The sequence below is a fragment of the Polaromonas sp. P4_F9 genome (assembly GCF_056401235.1).
In genome coordinates this window covers 56,080-74,437 of the sequence record NZ_JBFUJT010000012.1, presented here as the reverse complement: position 1 = coordinate 74,437, position 18,358 = coordinate 56,080, and the positions used below count along the sequence as shown (strand labels likewise).

The following is an 18,358-nucleotide window of genomic DNA, read 5'->3' as shown; positions in this document are numbered from 1 at the left end:
AGGGGCGAAATCGGCTCCTGGCCCATGTCCATGAAAAGCGGGTCCGGGAAACCATCAAACTCATGGTGACTTGCGCCGGCTGGGGCCGGCCATGGCTTGCCTACAATCTAGCCAACCCAAGGAATCTCCCCAATGAGCATCAAAAGCGACAAATGGATACGCCGGATGGCGGAAAGCACGGGCATGATCGAGCCCTTCGAGCCCGGCCAGATCCGCGAGGCCGACGGCAAGAAGATCATCAGCTACGGCACTTCAAGCTACGGCTATGACATCCGGTGCGCCCCCGAGTTCAAGGTGTTCACCAACATCCACAGCACGGTGGTGGACCCGAAAAACTTCGATGAAAAAAGCTTTGTCGACTTCCATGGCGACAGCTGCATCATCCCGCCCAACAGCTTTGCGCTGGCCCGCACGCTGGAGTATTTCCGCATCCCGCGCAACGTGCTGACCATCTGTCTGGGCAAAAGCACTTACGCCCGCTGCGGCATTATTGTCAACGTCACGCCGTTTGAGCCCGAGTGGGAAGGCTATGTGACGCTGGAATTCTCCAACACCACACCGCTGCCCGCCAAAATTTACGCGGGCGAAGGCTGCGCGCAGGTCCTGTTCTTCGAGAGCGACGAAGTGTGCGAGACCAGCTACAAGGACCGCGGCGGCAAGTACCAGGGCCAGCATGGGGTGACGCTGCCCAAGGCCTGACAGGCCATTTGATGCGCTCGCCCCGGGTGGGCCTGGCACAACGGCGACTCCCCGTTCATGGCACGGCGCCGGGGGCCCGCCGTCCAGGTTCAGTGCGTCGAGGCCTGGCGCTCCTGGCCAGACCCGGCCTCGCGCGCCAGCACAAGCGCCTGCGCCCGGGTCTGCACCGACAGTTTGTCAAAGATGCGCGTGATGTGATTGCGGCGAGACGTAGCTGCTCGCCTGATGCGCTCCGGTAGTTGATGCCCTCGGGCAGGAAGCCGCGGAGCTCCGAGAGAAATCGCGCCCAGGCCGGCTCTGCCGGCAGCAGCATATGGTTGTCGCTATCGAGCTGAATGAAGCGTGCATCGGCAATCAGCGAGGCAACAATCCGCCCTTCCTCGATCGGAACTACCGCATCCCGATCGGCGTGAATCACGAGTGTCGGGCATGCAATCCGGGGCACCGTTGCGCGTACGTCGACGCCGAAAGACACACGGCTCAGTGCCACCGCCGTCTCCGCCGACGTGCTGATGCGCTGCATTTCACGCCACGAACGCAAATGCTCCAACGTGCCGCCGAGCTGGAACGCGGTGGCCCAAACCTGCGGGAACGCATGTTTTTCCTGAACCCACCCCAATTGAGTCAGCTCCAGCAGCAATCTGGCTTTCTCGATTTCCTGCGGCGAATCGATTCGCTGCTTGCCACGGGCGTAAGGATTTGTTGATAAAGAAAGACAGGGGACGCTACCTGTGGGCACCCCGAGTACGGGGTGTAAATAATGGTAAGGGTTACGCCCGTATGACTTGCAACTCTTGCGAGGTGCGAATGTTGGTGCTAGAAGTTACGGGGGGCAAATTTTTCAAGCTATTGATTCCCGCCGCGTGAGTTGAAAAATTAGCGTGCTGATTTTTTCTGGAGCCGTGATGGCTGCTCATTTATGCAGCGCATTGCCACAACTCCAGGCTGCAGGCGGGTTTGCAAGGAATCCCCGGTGCCATATCAGGGCGACAGGTGCCGCATGGGGAAGATGTTCGGAGTCGCCAAAACCGCTATTGTGAGTCGGGCGCCGCCAGCCCCACAGTACAACCAGGGAGTAAGCCATGACCAAATTGCAAGCCACCAGGATCGAGGCGCTAAAAGGAAATTTCAAGGGGCAAGTGATTCTCCCCGACGACGATCTTTACGAAAGCGCCCGCAAAGTCTGGAACGCGACGATCGACAAGCATCCAGCGCTGATTGCGCGCTGCGCCACCACGTCGGACGTCGTTGGCGCGGTGAACTTCGCGAAGGATAACGGCCTCGTGCTCGCCGTTCGTGGCGGCGGGCACAACATAGCGGGCAGTGCGTTGTGCGACGACGGTATCATCATTGACCTCTCGCAGATGAAGGCCGCGCACGTTGATGCCGGTTCGCTCCGGGGAACTATCGAGGGCGGCGCCACGCTCGCGGACTTCGATGCCGCTACCCAGGCTCACGGCCTGGCCCTACCGCTCGGCATCAACTCCACCACCGGTGTCGCGGGTCTGACGCTCGGCGGCGGCTTCGGCTGGCTCAGTCGCAAATACGGCATGACCATTGACAACCTTGAGTCTGCCGAGGTGGTCACCGCAGCCGGCGAGGTGGTGCGCGCCAGCGCGACCGAACACCCCGACCTCTTCTGGGCGCTGCGGGGCGGTAGCGGCAATTTCGGCGTTGTTACCCGCTTTGAGTTTCGACTCCACCCTGTCGGACCGAACGTTCTGAGCGGCCTGATTGTTTACCCGCTTTCCGAGGCGAAGGCGGTGCTGCAGCAGTACCGCGAATTCATGGCGAAGGCGCCGGACGAACTCTCGGTATGGGTCGTCCTGCGCCAGGCGCCGCCTCTGCCCTTCCTCTCCGAAAAGGTCCACGGCAAGGAGATCATTGCGCTGGCGTTGCTCTACGCGGGTGACCCCAAGCAAGGTGAGTCGCTTATCGAGCCGCTGCGCAAGTTCGGCACTCCCCTGGGAGAGCACGTCGGCGTGCAACCGTACACCGCCTGGCAACAGGCTTTCGACCCGCTGCTCACCCCCGGCGCACGCAATTACTGGAAGTCGCACAATTTCTCGGTGCTCGACGACGGGCTGTTCGAAGCCGTCATTGAGTACATCAAGAAGCTGCCGTCGCCCCAGTGCGAGATTTTCTTTGGCGCCATCGGCGGCGCAACGATGCGGCCAGCGCCTGATTCGTCCGCGTACGCCCACCGTGACGCCCGGTTTGTGATGAACGTCCACGGCCGTTGGACCGATCCGGCCGACGATGAGCGCTGCATAGGCTGGGCACGCGACTATTTCAAGGCATCTGCACCCTTCGCCAGCGGCGGCGTTTACGTCAATTTCCTTACTGCTGACGAGGGTGATCGCGTGAAAGCTGCCTATGGCCAGAACTACGATCGCCTTGCCCAGATCAAGCGCAAGTATGACCCTACGAACCTCTTCAGCACGAACCAGAATATTAAGCCCGCCTGATTCTTGGCACTGCTATCCACGCCGCGTGGCGCATCAGAAGTACGCGCCATCCGGCGTCGGCGCATCGGCCCTGCGTTGCGGGTTGGCTGGGAAGTGCTGAAAAAGGCGCTGCATCGCTTGCTTTTGCGCCGGCGGAGTCTATAGTTTTGGTTGGCAAAGGGTTTGTACTCTGAGGCCGAGGCAATGGCGGTCTTCCTCGGCGCATCGGCAATACCCAAGCGACCGCAGGTTTATCCACGCATTCAATACAGCAAGGAGAACGGCAATGCCTGCATACATCACATTGATGAATTTCACTGACCAGGGCGCCCGCACGATCAAGGGTTCACCAGACCGCTTCGAGGCTTTCAAGACTGCGGCCGAAAGCAAAGGCGTCACGGTGAAAAGTGTTCACTGGACACTGGGCGCTTACGACCTGGTACTTGTTACCGAGGGCTCCGAAGACGCTCTCATGGCCTTGAGCCTGCAAACCGCCAGCCTGGGGAATGTCCGCACGCAGACGCTGCGCGGATTCACGGTTGCCGAAATGCGCAAGCTGCTCGCCGGTTTGCCCTGAAAAGCGTTGCCGCGGTGATGCTCAGCGACGCATGGGTCCGGCAGGAGCCTTGGCTGAGCCCTTGAGCCACCGAGCGCGACGATTGGCCGAGGCCGCAGGCAGGGCCTTGGCTTATTTCAGAATCCCGAGCAGGTTTGAGAAGCTGTCGGTCCAGGGGGCGAAACCGGGGCGGGGTAACAGCCGTTCACCCCCCTGCAGCCCGGCCGGCAGGCTGGCCGCGCTTTCCGGGCGCATGAACAGCACCCAGATCGAGTGGCGGCAATAGGCATCGCTGTCTTTCGGCTCCAGCTCATAGAGCAGCGCGGCTTTGCCAAAGTGCTGCGCTGCGGCCGCCATCACCGGCCGCAGGTCCAGGTAATGGTTGGTGATATGGATGGCAAGCAGTCCTTCGGGCTTCAGATGGCCCAGGTAGGTCTGTATCGCTTCGAGGGTCAGCAGGTGCGTCGGGATCGAGTCGCCTGAAAAGGCATCCATGGCCAGCAGGTCGAACTGCTGCGGTGTCTCGCGCTCCAGCATCAGCCGCCCGTCGCCGAGCACCGGCACGATGCGTGCGGGGGTGTCGGCCAGGTAGCTGAACTCGCTGCGGGCGAGGTCGAGCACCTGCTCGTTGATCTCGTAGATGCGCATCTCGTCGCCCGCGCGCCCATAGACCGACAGCGTGCCGGCCCCGAGCCCGACCACCCCGAGCTTGAGCGGCTGCGCCTGCGGCAGCGCACGGATGGCCCGGCCAATGCCTGAGTTCTCGCAGTAGTAGGCCGTCGGCTGGCGCCGGTGCGCCAGCGCGGTGTATTGCTCTCCGTGGTTGATGCGGCCATGCAGCATGGTGCGCTGCGGCCCCAGCGCGGCATCGGTGCTGTCCTGCACGCGCAACTGGCTGTAGAAGTTGCGCACCACGCGCCGGTAGCCCTGAACGTACTCCTGCGAGATGTCGCCGAGCCGCCAGCCATAGCCCAGCAGCGCCACCAGCAGCAGCCCGCGCCAGACGGGACGCAGCTCGCGCCAGAGCACCGTCACCACCAGGGCCGCACACAGGAACAGTCCCAGCGGCAACTCGAAGTAGGCGGTGAAAATCGCTGGCGCCACCAGACCGACCAGCAAGCCACCCAGCGCCCCGCCCACCGAAAGCATCAGGTAGAACAGCGTCAGGTGCCGCACCGGCGGCTTGCGCCTGACCAGTTCACCATGGCAGACCATGCAGAAGACGAACAGGCAGGCGCAGAGCAGCCCAACCAGGAGCGGAACCTCCATGCCGTTGCCGAGCACGCTGTCCATCGCCAGCAAGGCCAGCGGCAGCGCGGCCAGAAACGCTGGCCGCACGTAGTAGCGCGGTGCATCGAAGCACAGGATGAAGCTCAGCAAATAGATGCTCAGCGGCAACACCCACAGGAAGGGCACCGGCGCCACATCCTGTGTCAGGTGGCGCGTCATGGCCAGCAACAGGATAGACGGCGTGGCCGACAGGCCGATCCACAGCAGGCATTCCCGCCACCCCGGCGGAGGGGTTGCCGCCAGCGAGGCCGGTTGGGTGATGGCTGGCGGCGCCATGCGGTGCCATGCCAGCACCGCGGTGGCCACGCAGGCCACCACAAACACGGCATAGGCGGCCGACCAGGACTGGAGCTGTGCCCCGACGGGCAACAGCGGTTCAATCAGCACCGGGTAAGACAGCAGGCCCAGCATCGAGGCCAGGTTCGACAGCGCATACAGCCGGTAGGGCCGTGCCGTAGTGAGCGACGCCGAATGCGAGCGCGCGTACCAGGCCTGCATCAGCGGCCCGGTGGTTGACAGCAACAGGTACGGCGCCCCCACTGCCGTGGCCAGCACGGCCAGCACGCTCAGGCCCGGATGGGCCAGCGCCGTGCCCTTCCAGGCGGGATCGGCCACCACGGGCAGCGTAGCCAGGCTCAGCAGCAGCAGGCCCGCATGCACCATCGCCTGCCGCCGCCCGGGCAGCTTCTCGTGCAGCCAGTGCACATAGGCGTAACCCAGCAGCAGCTCGGCCTGGAAAAAGACGATGCAGGTGCTCCAGACCGATGACGATCCGCCAAACCAGGGCAAGATCAGCTTGCCCACGATGGGTTGGATCTGGAACAGCAGGAAGGCCGACAGGAATACCGTTGTGGCAAATAAAGGCATGTGACAGGCAGGCAGCGTCAGGCTGCGCTCCTGCCCCCGAGTATCTGTGGGTCTGGCCGTTGTGGTCAATTGCCGGGTTTGGTCGGTCCTGACAATGATTGCCAGCTGTAGTCAAGCCGTGGTCAAGCTGTAGTCAGCACGAAGAAGGCTCACTATCATTCACAGAGGATTCGCAGAGGATTCACAGAGGCGGATACTGTTGGTTGGACGGTCATGAACCTGCCGTAGCGCACTCCCGTGGCATTGCATCCGGGCAGGCGGCTTCAGGAACCAGGTCATCGCCTCCCTTGTGCTTGTGTCCGTGCCCATCCACGGAAACCGGAGAAGCTCATGCAAGTCGAATCTTTCGATGCCATCGTCATAGGCGCCGGGCAAGCAGGGCCTGCTTTGGCAGAGCGTTGCACCCGGGAAGGCCTGCGCACGGCGGTGATCGAGCGCGCCCATTTCGGCGGCACCTGCGTCAATGACGGCTGCATACCCACAAAAACACTGGTAGCCAGTGCGCGGGCGATCCACATGGCCAGGCGTGGCGCCGAGTTCGGATTTTCCGCCGGCGATATCCAGGTCAACATGCAGCGCGTCAAGTCACGAAAAGACGAAATCGTCCTGAAGTCGCGCAACGGTGTCTACCAGTGGATGCAGGGCCTGAAAAACGCCGAGGTGATTCAGGGTGATGCAGCATTCGTGGGGCCGCGCACTGTCAAGGTCGGCGAGCGGACGCTGACGGCCCCGCGGATATTCCTCAACGTGGGCGGCCGGCCTTCCGTTCCGGAGCTGGCGGGTGTCCATGACGTCCCGTATCTGGACAACGCGTCAATCATGGAGCTGACCGAGGTGCCGGAACACCTAGTGATTGTTGGTGGCAGCTATATCGGCCTCGAATTTGCGCAAATGATGCGGCGCTTTGGCGCCCGGGTCACCGTGGTGGAGCGTTCGGCCAAGTTGTTGTCCCGCGAGGACGAGGATGTGTCGGATGGCATTCGTGCCATCCTGGAGGCGGAGGGCATCGGGTTCCAGCTGGAGGCGGAGTGCCTGTCGCTGGCGCGGGAAGGGAGCGGGATTTTGGTCGGCACCGTGTGCGCCACGGAGTTGCCCGCCCTCATTGCCAGCCATGTGCTGCTGGCCGTCGGCAGGCGCCCCAATACAGACGGCATGGGGCTGGACGTCGCGGGTATCCAGCTCGATGAGCGCGGCTACATCATCGTTGACGATCAGCTTCGCACCAGTGCCGAGGGGGTGTGGGCCGTGGGTGACTGCAATGGCCGGGGCGCGTTTACCCACACGTCCTGGAATGACTACGAGATCGTCGCAGCCAACCTGTTTGATGGCGACCCGCGGCGCGTGAGCGACCGGATCCCGTGCTATGCACTCTTCATCGACCCCGCGCTCGGCCGCGTGGGCCTGACGGAGCGGGAAGTGCGCGCCAGCGGGCGTGCGGCGCTGGTAGCGCGCATGCCCATGCAGCGCGTAGGCCGCGCCCGCGAAGCAGGCGAGACGCAGGGATTCATGAAGGCCCTCGTCGACGCAGACACGAAGCGCCTGCTGGGCGCCGCCATCCTGGGCCTCAACGGCGACGAAGTGGTTCACGCACTGGTCGACATCATGGCCGCCGACCAGCCTTACACGGCCATCACCCGTGCGATGCACATCCATCCCACCGTCAGCGAATTGATTCCAACGTTGCTGCAGCAGTTGAAGCCGCTGGAAGCGCTATAGAGGCAGGGCGGCATAGGAGCATAGAGGCAGAGAGCAACAAAGGGTGCTTCACCTGCACCAGCGGTTGCCGCAAACAAAGCCGCTTGCGCCGGCATGGCGCGAATGCCGCCTCGCCACATCTCGACGCACCCCGTTGCTGCTTCCAGACAGCCTGAGGCTGCGATGCACGGAACTGCAAGCCCTGCTTCGCGTTTCCATCCTACAGCGTCACGGGCGCTGCACCGGGTGGCCTTTTGAAAGCTTCGCCTCAGCATGGAGTCGTCAGACAAAAATGGGAGCGAGCGATGTTTTCAGATCATTTGCGAAAAATCAAAGAGATCCCGTACAAGACCCTGCTCGGCGTGACGGGTGGCTTCGTGATTCTGTGCCAGCTGGTTGCCCTGGCGATGGTGGCGGATGAACAGGTCAAAAAAGCGCAGGTACGCGAGACCCAGCGGACCTCGGAGCGAATCGCCACTGCCCACTGCATGGAAAGCAGCATGGGGGCTGCGCGCCACAGTTGCTTGCAGCAGGCGAAGGCCGCCAACCTTCCTTCAGAGGTCATCGACCCCAGGCAGAACAGCCAGGCGGTGGCCAGCAATTTCGACGATGGGAGCGGTGCCCTCGCGGCCCATCAGATGCAGGACTTCAGGCCCGCGATGTTCACGCCCCGCTGATGACGGCCCGCTGAAGCGCGGCAAGCGGGGAAGGGCGAAGCGACCAGGCCGGTGCGGACCAGCTGTGCTCAACAGCGGGTAGCATGGACTCCCATGAAGTTCTCCCGTCTGTTCCAGCCACGCAACCCCCTGTTCTGGATCATGCTCGTGCTCAATGGCCTGTCAACGGCATTGGCCTGGGTAGCGCACAACCGCCCGCTCAATGCTTGGGGCGCCTTGCTCGTGAGCGGCTTCGCCATCGGCAATGCGGCCATCGGCATCTGGCTGGCCTGGCGGCTGATGCGTAATGACCCCACCGCCGATGCGCCGGAGCAGCGGGGCAGCCCGACGCCGCCAGGCTAGTCCCTAGCTGACTGCGCCCGCGCTCTTTGTGATGTCGTGCGGCGTTGCCAGCGCAGCGGCTATCGCCACTTGCAGCCCGTGCACCATGTCTTCCAGTGGCAGGCTGGGCGAGCCTTGTTCGGGCAGATAAGGCACGTGGACAAAGCCGCCGCGCGTGCGTTTGAAGCCGCGCTGCGTGGCCAGCGCGTGCATCAGTGCGTAAAACAGGTGGTTGCAGACAAAGGTGCCCGCTGTCTGCGACACCTCGGCAGCCAGGCCCGCGTCCTGCAGGGCCTGCAGCATGGCCTTGATGGGCAGCGTGCTGAAGTAGGCCGCCGGGCCTCCCGGTACGACAGGCGTGTCGACGGGTTGCATGCCCGCGTTGTCGGGGATGCGGGCATCGTTGACGTTGATGGCGACCCTTTCCAGCGACAAGGCGTTTCGCCCGCCTGCCTGCCCGACGCAAATCACAAGTGCAGGCCGGTAAAGACGCAACAGGCGCATGAGCTCTGTCACCGATGTGTCGAACCGGGTCGGCAACTGTGCCGCGATCACCTCGTGGCCCGCGATGCGTGTGGCGTGCAGTGCCTGGACGGCCAGCCAGCTGGGGTTGAGCGCAGGGCCAGCAAGCCCGGCTTCGCCAAGCCCGAACGCATCAAAACCGGTGAGCAGCACGCGGGGAGGGGTGGAGGCCGTGTCCATGTTGCCATTGTGAAGGATGGCTGGGGTGTATCGCTGTGGTCTGCGAAATGGCGCTTTCCGTTGCGCGGTGGGTCTGGTTGTGGCTAACATGCGGCCATGAGTTCTTCACTCCCGCTTTCCAGCCTCGTGTCCGACCTGTCGCGTGCCCGGCTTCACGCGGAGCCTTTGCGCTGGCCTGCGACGGTACCGTCTGATGTAGGCACCGCCTACGCTGCGGCGCTGGCTGTGCGCGAGGCGCGCTGTGCCGCCGGAGAGCGCGCCGCAGGCTACAAAGTCGGCTTTACCAACCGCAACATGTGGCCGCGCTATGAGGTCTATGCGCCCGTCTGGGGCACTGTTTGGCACAGTGGCTTGACGCTGATTGATGCAGGGGCGCCGAACATCGGCAAGGTGCGATTGGAGGGCCTTTGCGAGCCCCGCATCGAACCCGAGATCGTGTTTTGCCTGCGCTTCCCGCCACCGCCCGCATGCACGCTGGCGCAGCTGGTGGACGCCATTGACTGGATAGCCCACGGCTTTGAAATTGTGCACACCCATTTCCCGGGCTGGAAGTTCACGGCCGCGCAGGCGGTGGCGGATGCCGGTCTCCATGCCCACCTGCTGGTGGGCCATCCCGTGAAATTGACCGCAGGTATTGCGCCGGACGCGCTGGTTCAGGCGCTCGCCGGCTTGCGGCTGAGGCTTTACGTGGATGGGGATCTGAAGGAAGAAGGCGTGGGCGCCAACGTGCTGGGTGGGCCGTTGCAGGCTTTATTGCATTTTGTGGAGGCGCTGCGCGCCACCCCGGGCGCGCCACCACTGCTGGCCGGTGATCTGATCACCACGGGCAGTCTGACCGATGCCTGGCCGGTACAGGCCGGACAACTATGGCACACGGACATTCAATCGCCAGACCCGGTGGCAGAGGACCTCGAGGGGTTGCGCCTGTGTTTTGAATGACATTGATGGCCTCAAGTCTTGATCCCCTGAAACCCTTTGGCTGGCGCGCGCTGGAGTGCGGAGCCGCTGGCAGCCCGGCGCAGCCTTAAGAGGTGTAGCAGGATTATTTTTTGATCAACGCACCGGTTTCGCTGTCAAAGCTCACGTTGCGTGTCCGCCCGTTCTGGCCGGGAAAATCGTCAAATACCGCCCGCACCAGGTAGGGCACCAGTGCCGGCAAATCGTCGCTGTCACCTTCATAACTGGCTCGCGACTCGAACACCGTGTGCGGTTTGCCCGGCGGGCTTCCCCGTGTGTCCAGCAGGCGCAGGCGCAAGTTGCCGAGCCACACGATGCGGCTCACCTGGCGGTCACCCACATAGCGCGGCCCGAACGGATCGGGCATCCAGGCCCCCGGAAACACACGTCCGGCCGCATCACGGTGCGGGGGCAAAAAAACAGGCCGGTCGTGGTAAACCGGTTGCAGCCAGGTTTTTTGCTCGCCGTGGCTGATCACCCGCACCTCGGCCTGGATGCGCCCCACCTGCCCGGGTGGTGCCCGCCGCAGGCCCTGCTTTTCAAGCGCAGCCTGCACATGGCTTTCATAGGTGGCCTGCTCCAGTTCGCGGGTGCTGTCGACCGGGCTGATAAAGCTGAACGTGCTGCCCGCCGCATCGGCGGGCCACTGGTTAAAGCTGGTGACCCGGGCCGTGATCGGGCTGGCGCAGCCGGCCAGCAGGGCCATAAAGAGCAGGGCCATGCCAAGGCGAATCGACCGCGGAGGGTGTAAATGTGCAGAAAATGCCATGAAAGATGGATACATCGGGGTTCAATTTTGTTCCACGCAGCGCATGGCTCTCTAGTAAAGTTGGCTCATGCGCTGAAGCAATTTTGAGGCGTTCGTGAGGCGTTCGGCCTGTCCGGACCATGCGAGCTATTCGGCCTCACCACCTCTCGCTATATATCTCTCTATGCAACTGGGGCAATCATGAAATGGGAAGGCAATCGGGAATCCGACAACGTTGAGGACAGGCGCGACGAGGGTGGCGGGGGCAGTGGTTTTGGCGGCGGCGGATTGCTGGGCGGCCGCAGCATCGGCATTGGCACCATTGTGGTGGCGCTGGTCGGCGGCTGGATTTTCGGCATCAATCCGCTGACCATATTGAGCCTCCTGAGCGGCGGTTCGCCGCCGGCGCAGGTGCAGCAGGTACCGCAACAAAGACCGGCCCAGCGGCCGCCTGCCGATGACCGCATGGCGAAGTTTGTCTCCACCGTGCTGGCCGATACCGAGGACGTCTGGAAAGACGTGTTTGCCAAAGGCGGCGCAAGTTACCAGGAGCCGCGGCTGGTGCTGTTCAGGGGCGCCACGCCCACCGCCTGCGGCCAGGGCCAGGCCGCCATGGGGCCGTTTTACTGCCCGACCGACCGGAAGGTGTATATCGACCTCGGCTTTTACGAAACCCTGAGAAGCCGCCTGGGGGCGCCGGGCGATTTTGCGCAGGCCTACGTGATTGCGCATGAGGTCGGCCACCATGTGCAGAATCTGCTGGGCATCACCGGCAAGATGGAGCAGATGCGCGGCCGGGTCAGCCGGGCCGAGTACAACGCCCTGAGCGTGCGGCTGGAATTGCAGGCCGACTGTTTTGCCGGCCTGTGGGCCCACAACGCGCAGAGCGCGCGCCAGATCCTGGAGCAGGGCGATGTCGAGGAGGCCATGAATGCGGCCGCCAAAATTGGCGACGACGCGCTGCAGCGCTCCAGCGGCGGCGCGGTTGTGCCCGAGAGCTTCACCCACGGCACCAGCGCCCAGCGCCAGCGCTGGTTTGACGCCGGCCTGAAAACCGGCAGCATCAAGGCCTGCGACACTTTCAGTGCCCGGAATTTATAGTAAAGATGGTTGTGAGCCGTGTTTTCCCTGGGTATGTAGCTATTAAATCAATAGCTTGCAGGGGCTCGGGGCTGGCTATCCGTGTCGCTGCACCCGGGCGGCGGTACCCCCGGTTGGCGGGCAAAAAGGGGGATTTCGCCCAAAGTGCGACAATAGTGGGTTAAATGACATCTTCCTTCTCCAATCTTTCGCTGGCAGAACCGCTGGCCCGCGCCGTAGCCGAAATGGGCTACGAAACCATGACGCCCATTCAGGAGCAGGCCATTCCGGTCGTCCTGCAGGGCAAAGACGTGATGGGCGCCGCGCAGACCGGTACCGGTAAAACCGCTGCTTTTTCGCTGCCGCTGCTGCAACGCATGCTCAAGCACGAGAACGCCTCGACCTCGCCGGCGCGCCACCCGGTGCGCGCGCTGGTGCTGCTGCCCACCCGGGAGCTGGCCGTCCAGGTGGCCGAACAGGTCAAGCTCTACGCCAAGCACACCAACCTGCGCAGTGCGGTGGTGTTTGGCGGCATGGACATGAAGCCGCAAACGCTGGAGCTCAAAAAAGGCGTTGAAGTGCTGGTGGCCACGCCAGGCCGTCTGCTCGACCACATCGAAGCCAAGAATACCGTGCTCAACCAGGTTGAATACGTGGTGCTCGACGAGGCCGACCGCATGCTCGACATCGGCTTTCTGCCGGATCTGCAGCGCATTCTGAGCTACCTGCCCAAGCAGCGCATCACGCTGCTCTTTTCGGCAACCTTCTCGCCTGAAATCAAGCGCCTGGCCTCCAGCTACCTGCAGGATCCGGTGACGATCGAGGTGGCGCGCTCCAACGCCACCGCCTCGACGGTTGAGCAGCACTTCTACAGTGTGGGCGCTGACGACAAGCGTCGTGCACTGCACCAGATCCTCAAAGAGCGCGGCATGAAGCAGGCCTTTGTGTTCGTCAACAGCAAGCTCGGCTGCGCACGCCTGGCCCGTTCACTGGAACGCGAAGGCCTTAAAACCACCGCGCTGCACGGCGACAAGAGCCAGGACGAGCGCCTGAAGGCGCTGGATGCGTTCAAAAAAGGCGAGGTGGACCTGCTGGTGTGTACCGACGTCGCTGCGCGCGGTCTGGACATCAAGGATGTGCCGGCGGTGTTCAACTTCGACGTGCCATTCAATGCCGAAGACTATGTGCACCGCATTGGCCGCACTGGCCGTGCCGGGGCTTCAGGCCTGGCCGTGAGTTTTGTCGCCAGCAGCGACCAGCGCCTGGTCGCCGATATTGAAAAGCTGATCAAGACCAAGATCGAGCTGGAGCCGATCGAGTTTGATGAAGACCGCCCGCGCATCAGCGAGCAGGGCCGCATCAACGACGGCCGCCGCATGTACCGCCAGGGCGGCGACGGTGAAGAGGGCGCGGGGCGTGAAGCGTTTGTTTCGCGGGAACCGCGCGACCGGCCGGAACGCAGGGAGCGTCGCGAGTACACGCCGCATCGCCAGCCGGCGGCGCCGCGCGATCCATTTTTTGACCAGCCCTACGAGGCAACCGTTATAGCGGATGCCCAACCAGCCTGGGAAGCCGCCGCCAAGGCCGGCCCTGTGCGCAGCAGCGTCTCGGCCAACATCAAGCCCAAGAAAAAAGTCGCCGCGCTGTTCAAAACCAGCGACTGAGATCTTTCCCGTCCGGCCGGACCGTCGGCGCGCACCTACGATTCTTCGCGGGGCCGTCCGGCGCGGGTTCTGCCGCCGTATCCTCATGCTGTCTGCATGACGGCAAAAAGCGCCGACACCGATACCGATACCGATAACCAGTCAGCTCACCGGCGCCTTTCGGGCCTGCCGGCGGTTGGCCTTTCATCGCTCCAGCACAGGCTCCAGCATATCTACAGACCGCTCTGGCGCGCTGTGGATCAGTGGATTGAGGCCGATGGCCTGCGCATGAGTGCGGCCATGTCCTTCTACGGCATTCTCAGTCTGGCGCCCTTGCTGGTCTTGCTGGTGGCGGTGCTGGGCTGGTGGGTGGAGCAGAGCGTTATTGAAATCAGCTTGGTCGACCAGATCCGCAGTGTGGTGGGTGCCCAAGGCGCGCAGGTGGTCCAGCAGGCGCTTTCCAGCGCGCGGGAGCCCTCGCAGGGAATTACCGCCTCGCTGGTGGCGTTTGGCCTGCTGCTTTCCGGCGCCACCGGCGTGTTTGCCGAGTTGCAGGACGCGTTCGAACGTTTGTGGCGACAGGGCAGCGGCAAGGCGCCCCAGCAGAAGTGGTGGTACACCGCCTCCTTGCGCCTGCGTGGTGTGGCTTACATCCTGGCCATCGGCTTTCTGTTGCTGGTTTCGCTCGTGGTTTCCACTTTGTTAAACCTTCTGTCGGGCTGGGCAGGCGAGTATTGGCCTGTCGAAAAATTCGCCTACGCCATCAATGAAGTGGCATCCTTCGGGTTTTCCGTGGCGCTGTTTGTGGCCCTGATGAGAATGAGCGCCGGGCCCAAGCCGGCCCTGCGCTACCTGGTGAGGGGAGCGGCGGTGGGCGCGCTGCTGTTCGCGGTCGGCAAGCACCTGATGGCGTTTTACCTGTCTACCGCAGCCGTGGTATCTGCCTATGGTGCCGCGGGCTCCCTGGTGGTCATCCTGATGTGGATCTATTTCTCATCTGCGGTGCTTCTGCTCGCTGCGAGCGTGGCGCGCGCCTGGTCCGACGAGGCTTCTGGCAACGTGGCGCCGCCTGCGGACGACGCGGCGGCCCGGGCCGAGGCATCTGGCTGAAGGGTAAAGGCGAACGGGGCTCCCAGCCTGGCCGCCCGTGTCGCGGGCATGGGCTGGCGAGGTCCGCGAGCGGGAAGGTGTTCAATCCGCGCAGGCCGCTGTGCCCGGCATGACGGCCTGAGTGCAGCGGTTCAGCCCCGTTTTACCTTCGGGTCTTCCGCCTGCGAGCAGGCCACCGAGATCAGTTCATACGCCGCTGGCGTTGCCCCAAGCCTGGCGGCGGTCAGGCTCCCGCCCCAGACGCAGCCGGTGTCCAGCGGTAGCAGCAGGCTGCCCGATTTCTGGGCGTCTTGTGCCTTTAGCGCTGACCAGTGGCCAAACATGACCGGTGTGTCTGCGGTTTGACGGCCCGGCACATCAAACCATGGCAGGTAGCCGTGCAGCGCCGCCTCTGCGCCTTCCTTGGTGGCAAACTCCATCACCCCTTGCGGAGTGCAAAAGCGCAAGCGCGTCAGCGCATTGACCACGACCCGAAGCCGGTCCGCGCCCTGCAGGCTGTCGTGCCACTGGTTAGGGGTGTTGCCATACATGTCGCTCAAGAATCCCTTCAGATCGGGCCCGCGCAAGGCCTGCTCCACCTCGGCGGCCAGTGCCAGGGTTTTGGCGGTGCTCCACTGGGGCAGCACACCGGCATGCACCATCAGCCAGCCGTGCGCATGGATGGCCATGTTGCGGTGGCGCAGCCACTCCAGCAGGGCGCCGCGGTCGCTGGCCTGCAGGATGTCTTGTGCGGTATCGCTGCGGTGCAGCTTGCCCATGCCCTGCCACAAGGCCAGCAAATGCAAGTCGTGGTTGCCCAGCAGGGACTGGGCGGCATCGCCCAGGCGGCTCAGGTGGCGCAGCACGGCCAGCGAGTGCGGGCCGCGGTTGACCAGGTCGCCCAGCAGGTACAGCGTGTCACGGCTTGGTGAGAAATCAATCTTCTCCAGCAGGCGCTGAAATGGCTCATTGCAACCCTGCAGGTCGCCAATACAGTAAAGTGACATGTGTTTATTCTCCCTCCGGATTCATGGATTTCCTGCTGATTGTTTTTTTAACCTTGCTCAACGGCGTGTTTGCCATGTCCGAGCTGGCCCTGGCATCCAGTCGCAAGGCCCGGCTGGTGGCTATGTCCGAATCAGGGGACAAGGGTGCGCACGCGGCGCTGGGCCTGCTGGAAAACCCCACACAATTCCTGTCGTCGGTCCAGGTGGGCATCACCTCCATCGGCATGCTCAACGGCATTATTGGCGAGGCGGCTTTCAGTGACGGCTTGTCCGTCTGGATACAGAGTTTCGGGGCCTCGCCGCGCGCTGCCGATATTTCCGCCACGGCCCTGGTCGTGACTGTGATCACCTTCATCACCATTGTGTTTGGCGAACTGGTGCCCAAACGCATCGGGCAGCTCTACCCCGAGACGGTGGCGCGCCTGGTGTCGCGGCCCATGATGTGGGTAGCGACGGGGGCCAAGCCATTTGTCAGGCTGCTGTCCTTCAGCACCCACGCGGTGCTCAAGCTGCTGCGCGTTGACAACGCGGGAGAGCGCGGCGTGACCGAGGAAGAAATCGCCGCCAGCCTGGAAGAGGGCGTTGACGCCGGCCTGATCGAGGAACACGAGCACCAGATGGTGCAAAACGTGTTTTTGCTCGACGACCGCTTGCTCACCTCCCTGATGCTGCCGCGCTCCGACATCGAATGGCTGGATGCGTCCGACACGGTGGCCGAGGCCATTGACAAAGCCGGGGCCACCGGCCATTCTTGGTACCCGGTGTGCCGGGGCAGCCTCGACGACGTGATCGGCGTGGTCAATGTGGCCAAGCTGCTGGGCCTGCGCGGCCGGATTTTGTCCTCTCCTCCCGAGCCGGGCGAGAATGCAACCCCCTCGGTGGCCGACCGCATTGGCGCCTATGCCGTGCCGGCCGTCTTCGTTCCCGAAACCCTCACGGGCATGGAACTGATTGAGCAGTTTCGTGCCCGGTCTACCCGCATGGTGTTTGTGGTCGACGAATACGGCGTGGTGCAGGGGCTGATGACGCCCATGGACATGCTGGAGGCCATCACCGGCGAATTGCAGCCTGGTGCCCAGATCGATGCCTGGGCGACTCAGCGCGAAGATGGCAGCTGGCTGATTGATGGCGTCATGCCGGTGTCCGAACTCAAGGTCCGGCTCGATATCAGGGAGCTCCCGGAAGAGGACAGGGGGCGCTACAACACCGCGGCAGGCCTGCTGCAAAGCGTCTCAGGCCGCCTGTTGAAGACGGGGGAGCAGGTCGATTGCGCAGGCTGGCGGTTTGAGGTTCTGGACCTGGACGGCAAGCGCATTGACAAGCTGCTGGCCAGCCGGACAGCCGTATCCACGGGCGCTTAGGCCCAATTCCCCCGAACTGGTTGAATTTGCGGGGGATTCGCACCGCGCAAGGCGCTATTGCTCATATTTCAGACATTGCCGCAACAATCGGCGCCTTCACAGTTGTAACTTTCTGGGTGCTGTGTTTAAACTCCAAAAAAAATAGGGTGCGCATGTTGAATTCTCTTGCATTGACACTGGCTGCCGCGGCGGTGTCCGGAATGGCTTTGGGCGCGCTGTGCCATCGCCGATGGGCGGCACGCGCTGCGAAGAGTAAAAGACGCATTCCCGTACGCTGGCAGCTTCGGCCCAGACCCCTTCTGACGGAGCAGGAACAGGATGTCTGGCACTGGCTGAAACGTGCTTTTTTTGACCAGCATGTGCTGGTCAAGGTGGCCGCCATCCGTTTCACGTCGCCCCGCAATGTCGCCGAGGGCTTGCGTTCCCATGAATTGCTTAACAGTGTTTATTGCACGTTCACCGTGTGCGCCTCCGACGGCACCGTCATCGGCTGCCTGGATGTCCCCGGGCCCCGCGGGTTGAGCGCCAGTAACCGTGACCTCAAGCAAAAACTGTTTGAGGAGTGCCGCATCGCGTATGCCGTCGTCCGGGCGGGAAAACTCCCCTCGTTGGTAGAGGTGCGCGCTGCATTCCTGGGTGAAATCGATCCTTCGGATGAAGACCTCGCCCTGAACAGCCGGCCACCGATGTCGCAGTCGTTTGCGGACATGGACTTCGACAACGGGGCCTTGCCCACGGTGCCCGACACCCTGCGTCCGGCCAGCGGCGCCGAGCCAGAAATGTCCTCTGAAATCGACATGGAGGCCGTGGCGGCAGCCCGCGCCAGCCTGCGCGCCAAGCTTGAGCGCAACCGCAAGATACGCTTCACCAATTTTGACCCCCTCAGCGCCAGTGCAGACCACGTGGAGGAGAGCGTGCAAGAGGACGCGGGTGACAATTTCGCGGTGCAGTGGGAAGACTCCTTCATCATGCCGCAAGACGGGCAGCTGCCCGAAAGCAAGAAGCGGTAAGTTCCGGCTTGGCTTGCTGAGCGCGCCAGGGTTGCCGCGAGGATTCGTTGCTGACGTGGAAGTAAACGAATCAACGCCCTTGCCTGGCCATTCCCTCATGTTGCACCGCACCCCAAGGTCGGCATATCGCAAAAAACAGGGCGCAAAAAGCAGGGATCGCGAACAACACGCCCGGCAGTGTTTCATCGGAGATGATCAGCCCGGTGCTT

17 protein-coding genes are annotated in these 18,358 nt (G+C 63.1%); 12 read left to right on the top strand and 5 right to left on the bottom strand.

Annotated elements, in window-relative coordinates; genetic code table 11:
* Positions 1–132 precede the first annotated feature (132 nt).
* A complete protein-coding gene (dcd, locus tag AC1DUB_RS12570; RefSeq protein ID WP_305634601.1) occupies positions 133–699 on the top strand; it encodes a dCTP deaminase in 567 nt (188 codons plus the stop codon).
* A gap of 55 nt (positions 700–754) precedes the next feature.
* Here the strand turns inward: dcd and AC1DUB_RS12565 are convergent, their stop codons facing one another.
* Complete coding sequence (locus AC1DUB_RS12565) at positions 755–1,339, bottom strand: alpha/beta fold hydrolase (protein WP_477729759.1); 585 nt, start codon at positions 1,337–1,339, stop codon at positions 755–757.
* A gap of 442 nt (positions 1,340–1,781) precedes the next feature.
* On the opposite strand from AC1DUB_RS12565, the gene AC1DUB_RS12560 reads away from it, so the two are divergent.
* Positions 1,782–3,167, top strand: coding sequence for an FAD-binding oxidoreductase (locus AC1DUB_RS12560; RefSeq protein WP_011482453.1), 1,386 nt, complete (start codon positions 1,782–1,784; stop codon positions 3,165–3,167).
* Positions 3,168–3,432: 265 nt separating this feature from the next.
* On the top strand, positions 3,433–3,723 hold the full coding sequence (locus AC1DUB_RS12555; protein ID WP_477729758.1) for a GYD domain-containing protein: 291 nt from the start codon (positions 3,433–3,435) through the stop codon (positions 3,721–3,723).
* 111 nt (positions 3,724–3,834) lie between these two features.
* Here AC1DUB_RS12555 and AC1DUB_RS12550 read toward each other — a convergent pair whose 3' ends face one another.
* Positions 3,835–5,859, bottom strand: coding sequence for a spermidine synthase (locus tag AC1DUB_RS12550; RefSeq protein ID WP_477729757.1), 2,025 nt, complete (start codon positions 5,857–5,859; stop codon positions 3,835–3,837).
* Positions 5,860–6,189: 330 nt separating this feature from the next.
* Here AC1DUB_RS12550 and AC1DUB_RS12545 point away from each other — a divergent pair, with 330 nt between their 5' ends.
* The 3 genes from AC1DUB_RS12545 (at position 6,190) to AC1DUB_RS12535 (ending at position 8,573) form a co-directional block, all read left to right on the top strand.
* Complete coding sequence (locus AC1DUB_RS12545) at positions 6,190–7,575, top strand: FAD-containing oxidoreductase (RefSeq protein WP_477729756.1); 1,386 nt, start codon at positions 6,190–6,192, stop codon at positions 7,573–7,575.
* A gap of 284 nt (positions 7,576–7,859) precedes the next feature.
* Positions 7,860–8,231: a hypothetical protein gene (locus tag AC1DUB_RS12540; protein ID WP_477729755.1), complete on the top strand. Its 372-nt coding sequence runs from the start codon at positions 7,860–7,862 to the stop codon at positions 8,229–8,231.
* Positions 8,232–8,324: 93 nt separating this feature from the next.
* Entirely contained in the window at positions 8,325–8,573 is a 249-nt protein-coding gene (locus AC1DUB_RS12535; RefSeq protein WP_477729754.1) for a hypothetical protein, read from the top strand.
* A gap of 3 nt (positions 8,574–8,576) precedes the next feature.
* On the opposite strand, the gene pcp is transcribed toward AC1DUB_RS12535, so the two are convergent.
* Positions 8,577–9,254: a pyroglutamyl-peptidase I gene (gene pcp, locus AC1DUB_RS12530; RefSeq protein WP_477729753.1), complete on the bottom strand. Its 678-nt coding sequence runs from the start codon at positions 9,252–9,254 to the stop codon at positions 8,577–8,579.
* Between the two features lie 96 nt (positions 9,255–9,350).
* Here pcp and AC1DUB_RS12525 point away from each other — a divergent pair, with 96 nt between their 5' ends.
* Entirely contained in the window at positions 9,351–10,193 is an 843-nt protein-coding gene (locus tag AC1DUB_RS12525) for a 2-keto-4-pentenoate hydratase (RefSeq protein WP_477729752.1), read from the top strand.
* A 103-nt stretch (positions 10,194–10,296) separates the two neighbouring features.
* On the opposite strand, the gene AC1DUB_RS12520 is transcribed toward AC1DUB_RS12525, so the two are convergent.
* Entirely contained in the window at positions 10,297–10,932 is a 636-nt protein-coding gene (locus tag AC1DUB_RS12520; RefSeq protein WP_477729751.1) for a DUF4136 domain-containing protein, read from the bottom strand.
* A 228-nt stretch (positions 10,933–11,160) separates the two neighbouring features.
* Between AC1DUB_RS12520 and ypfJ the strand changes: the two genes are divergently transcribed.
* From ypfJ to AC1DUB_RS12505, 3 genes are all read left to right on the top strand, one after another.
* Positions 11,161–12,060, top strand: a complete 900-nt coding sequence (ypfJ, locus tag AC1DUB_RS12515; RefSeq protein WP_477729750.1) for a KPN_02809 family neutral zinc metallopeptidase — start codon at positions 11,161–11,163, stop codon at positions 12,058–12,060.
* 164 nt (positions 12,061–12,224) lie between these two features.
* Entirely contained in the window at positions 12,225–13,703 is a 1,479-nt protein-coding gene (locus tag AC1DUB_RS12510) for a DEAD/DEAH box helicase (protein WP_477729749.1), read from the top strand.
* Between the two features lie 96 nt (positions 13,704–13,799).
* Positions 13,800–14,792, top strand: coding sequence for a YihY/virulence factor BrkB family protein (locus AC1DUB_RS12505; protein WP_477729748.1), 993 nt, complete (start codon positions 13,800–13,802; stop codon positions 14,790–14,792).
* 131 nt (positions 14,793–14,923) lie between these two features.
* Here AC1DUB_RS12505 and AC1DUB_RS12500 read toward each other — a convergent pair whose 3' ends face one another.
* The gene (locus tag AC1DUB_RS12500; RefSeq protein ID WP_477729747.1) at positions 14,924–15,778 is read right to left on the bottom strand and encodes a symmetrical bis(5'-nucleosyl)-tetraphosphatase; all 855 of its coding nucleotides are present in this window, start codon (positions 15,776–15,778) and stop codon (positions 14,924–14,926) included.
* 23 nt (positions 15,779–15,801) lie between these two features.
* Here AC1DUB_RS12500 and AC1DUB_RS12495 point away from each other — a divergent pair, with 23 nt between their 5' ends.
* Together AC1DUB_RS12495 and AC1DUB_RS12490 are read left to right on the top strand one after the other, a co-directional pair.
* Positions 15,802–17,139, top strand: a complete 1,338-nt coding sequence (locus AC1DUB_RS12495) for a hemolysin family protein (protein ID WP_477729746.1) — start codon at positions 15,802–15,804, stop codon at positions 17,137–17,139.
* 152 nt (positions 17,140–17,291) lie between these two features.
* Positions 17,292–18,149, top strand: a complete 858-nt coding sequence (locus tag AC1DUB_RS12490; protein WP_477729745.1) for a DUF2726 domain-containing protein — start codon at positions 17,292–17,294, stop codon at positions 18,147–18,149.
* The last annotated feature ends 209 nt before the right edge of the window (positions 18,150–18,358 follow it).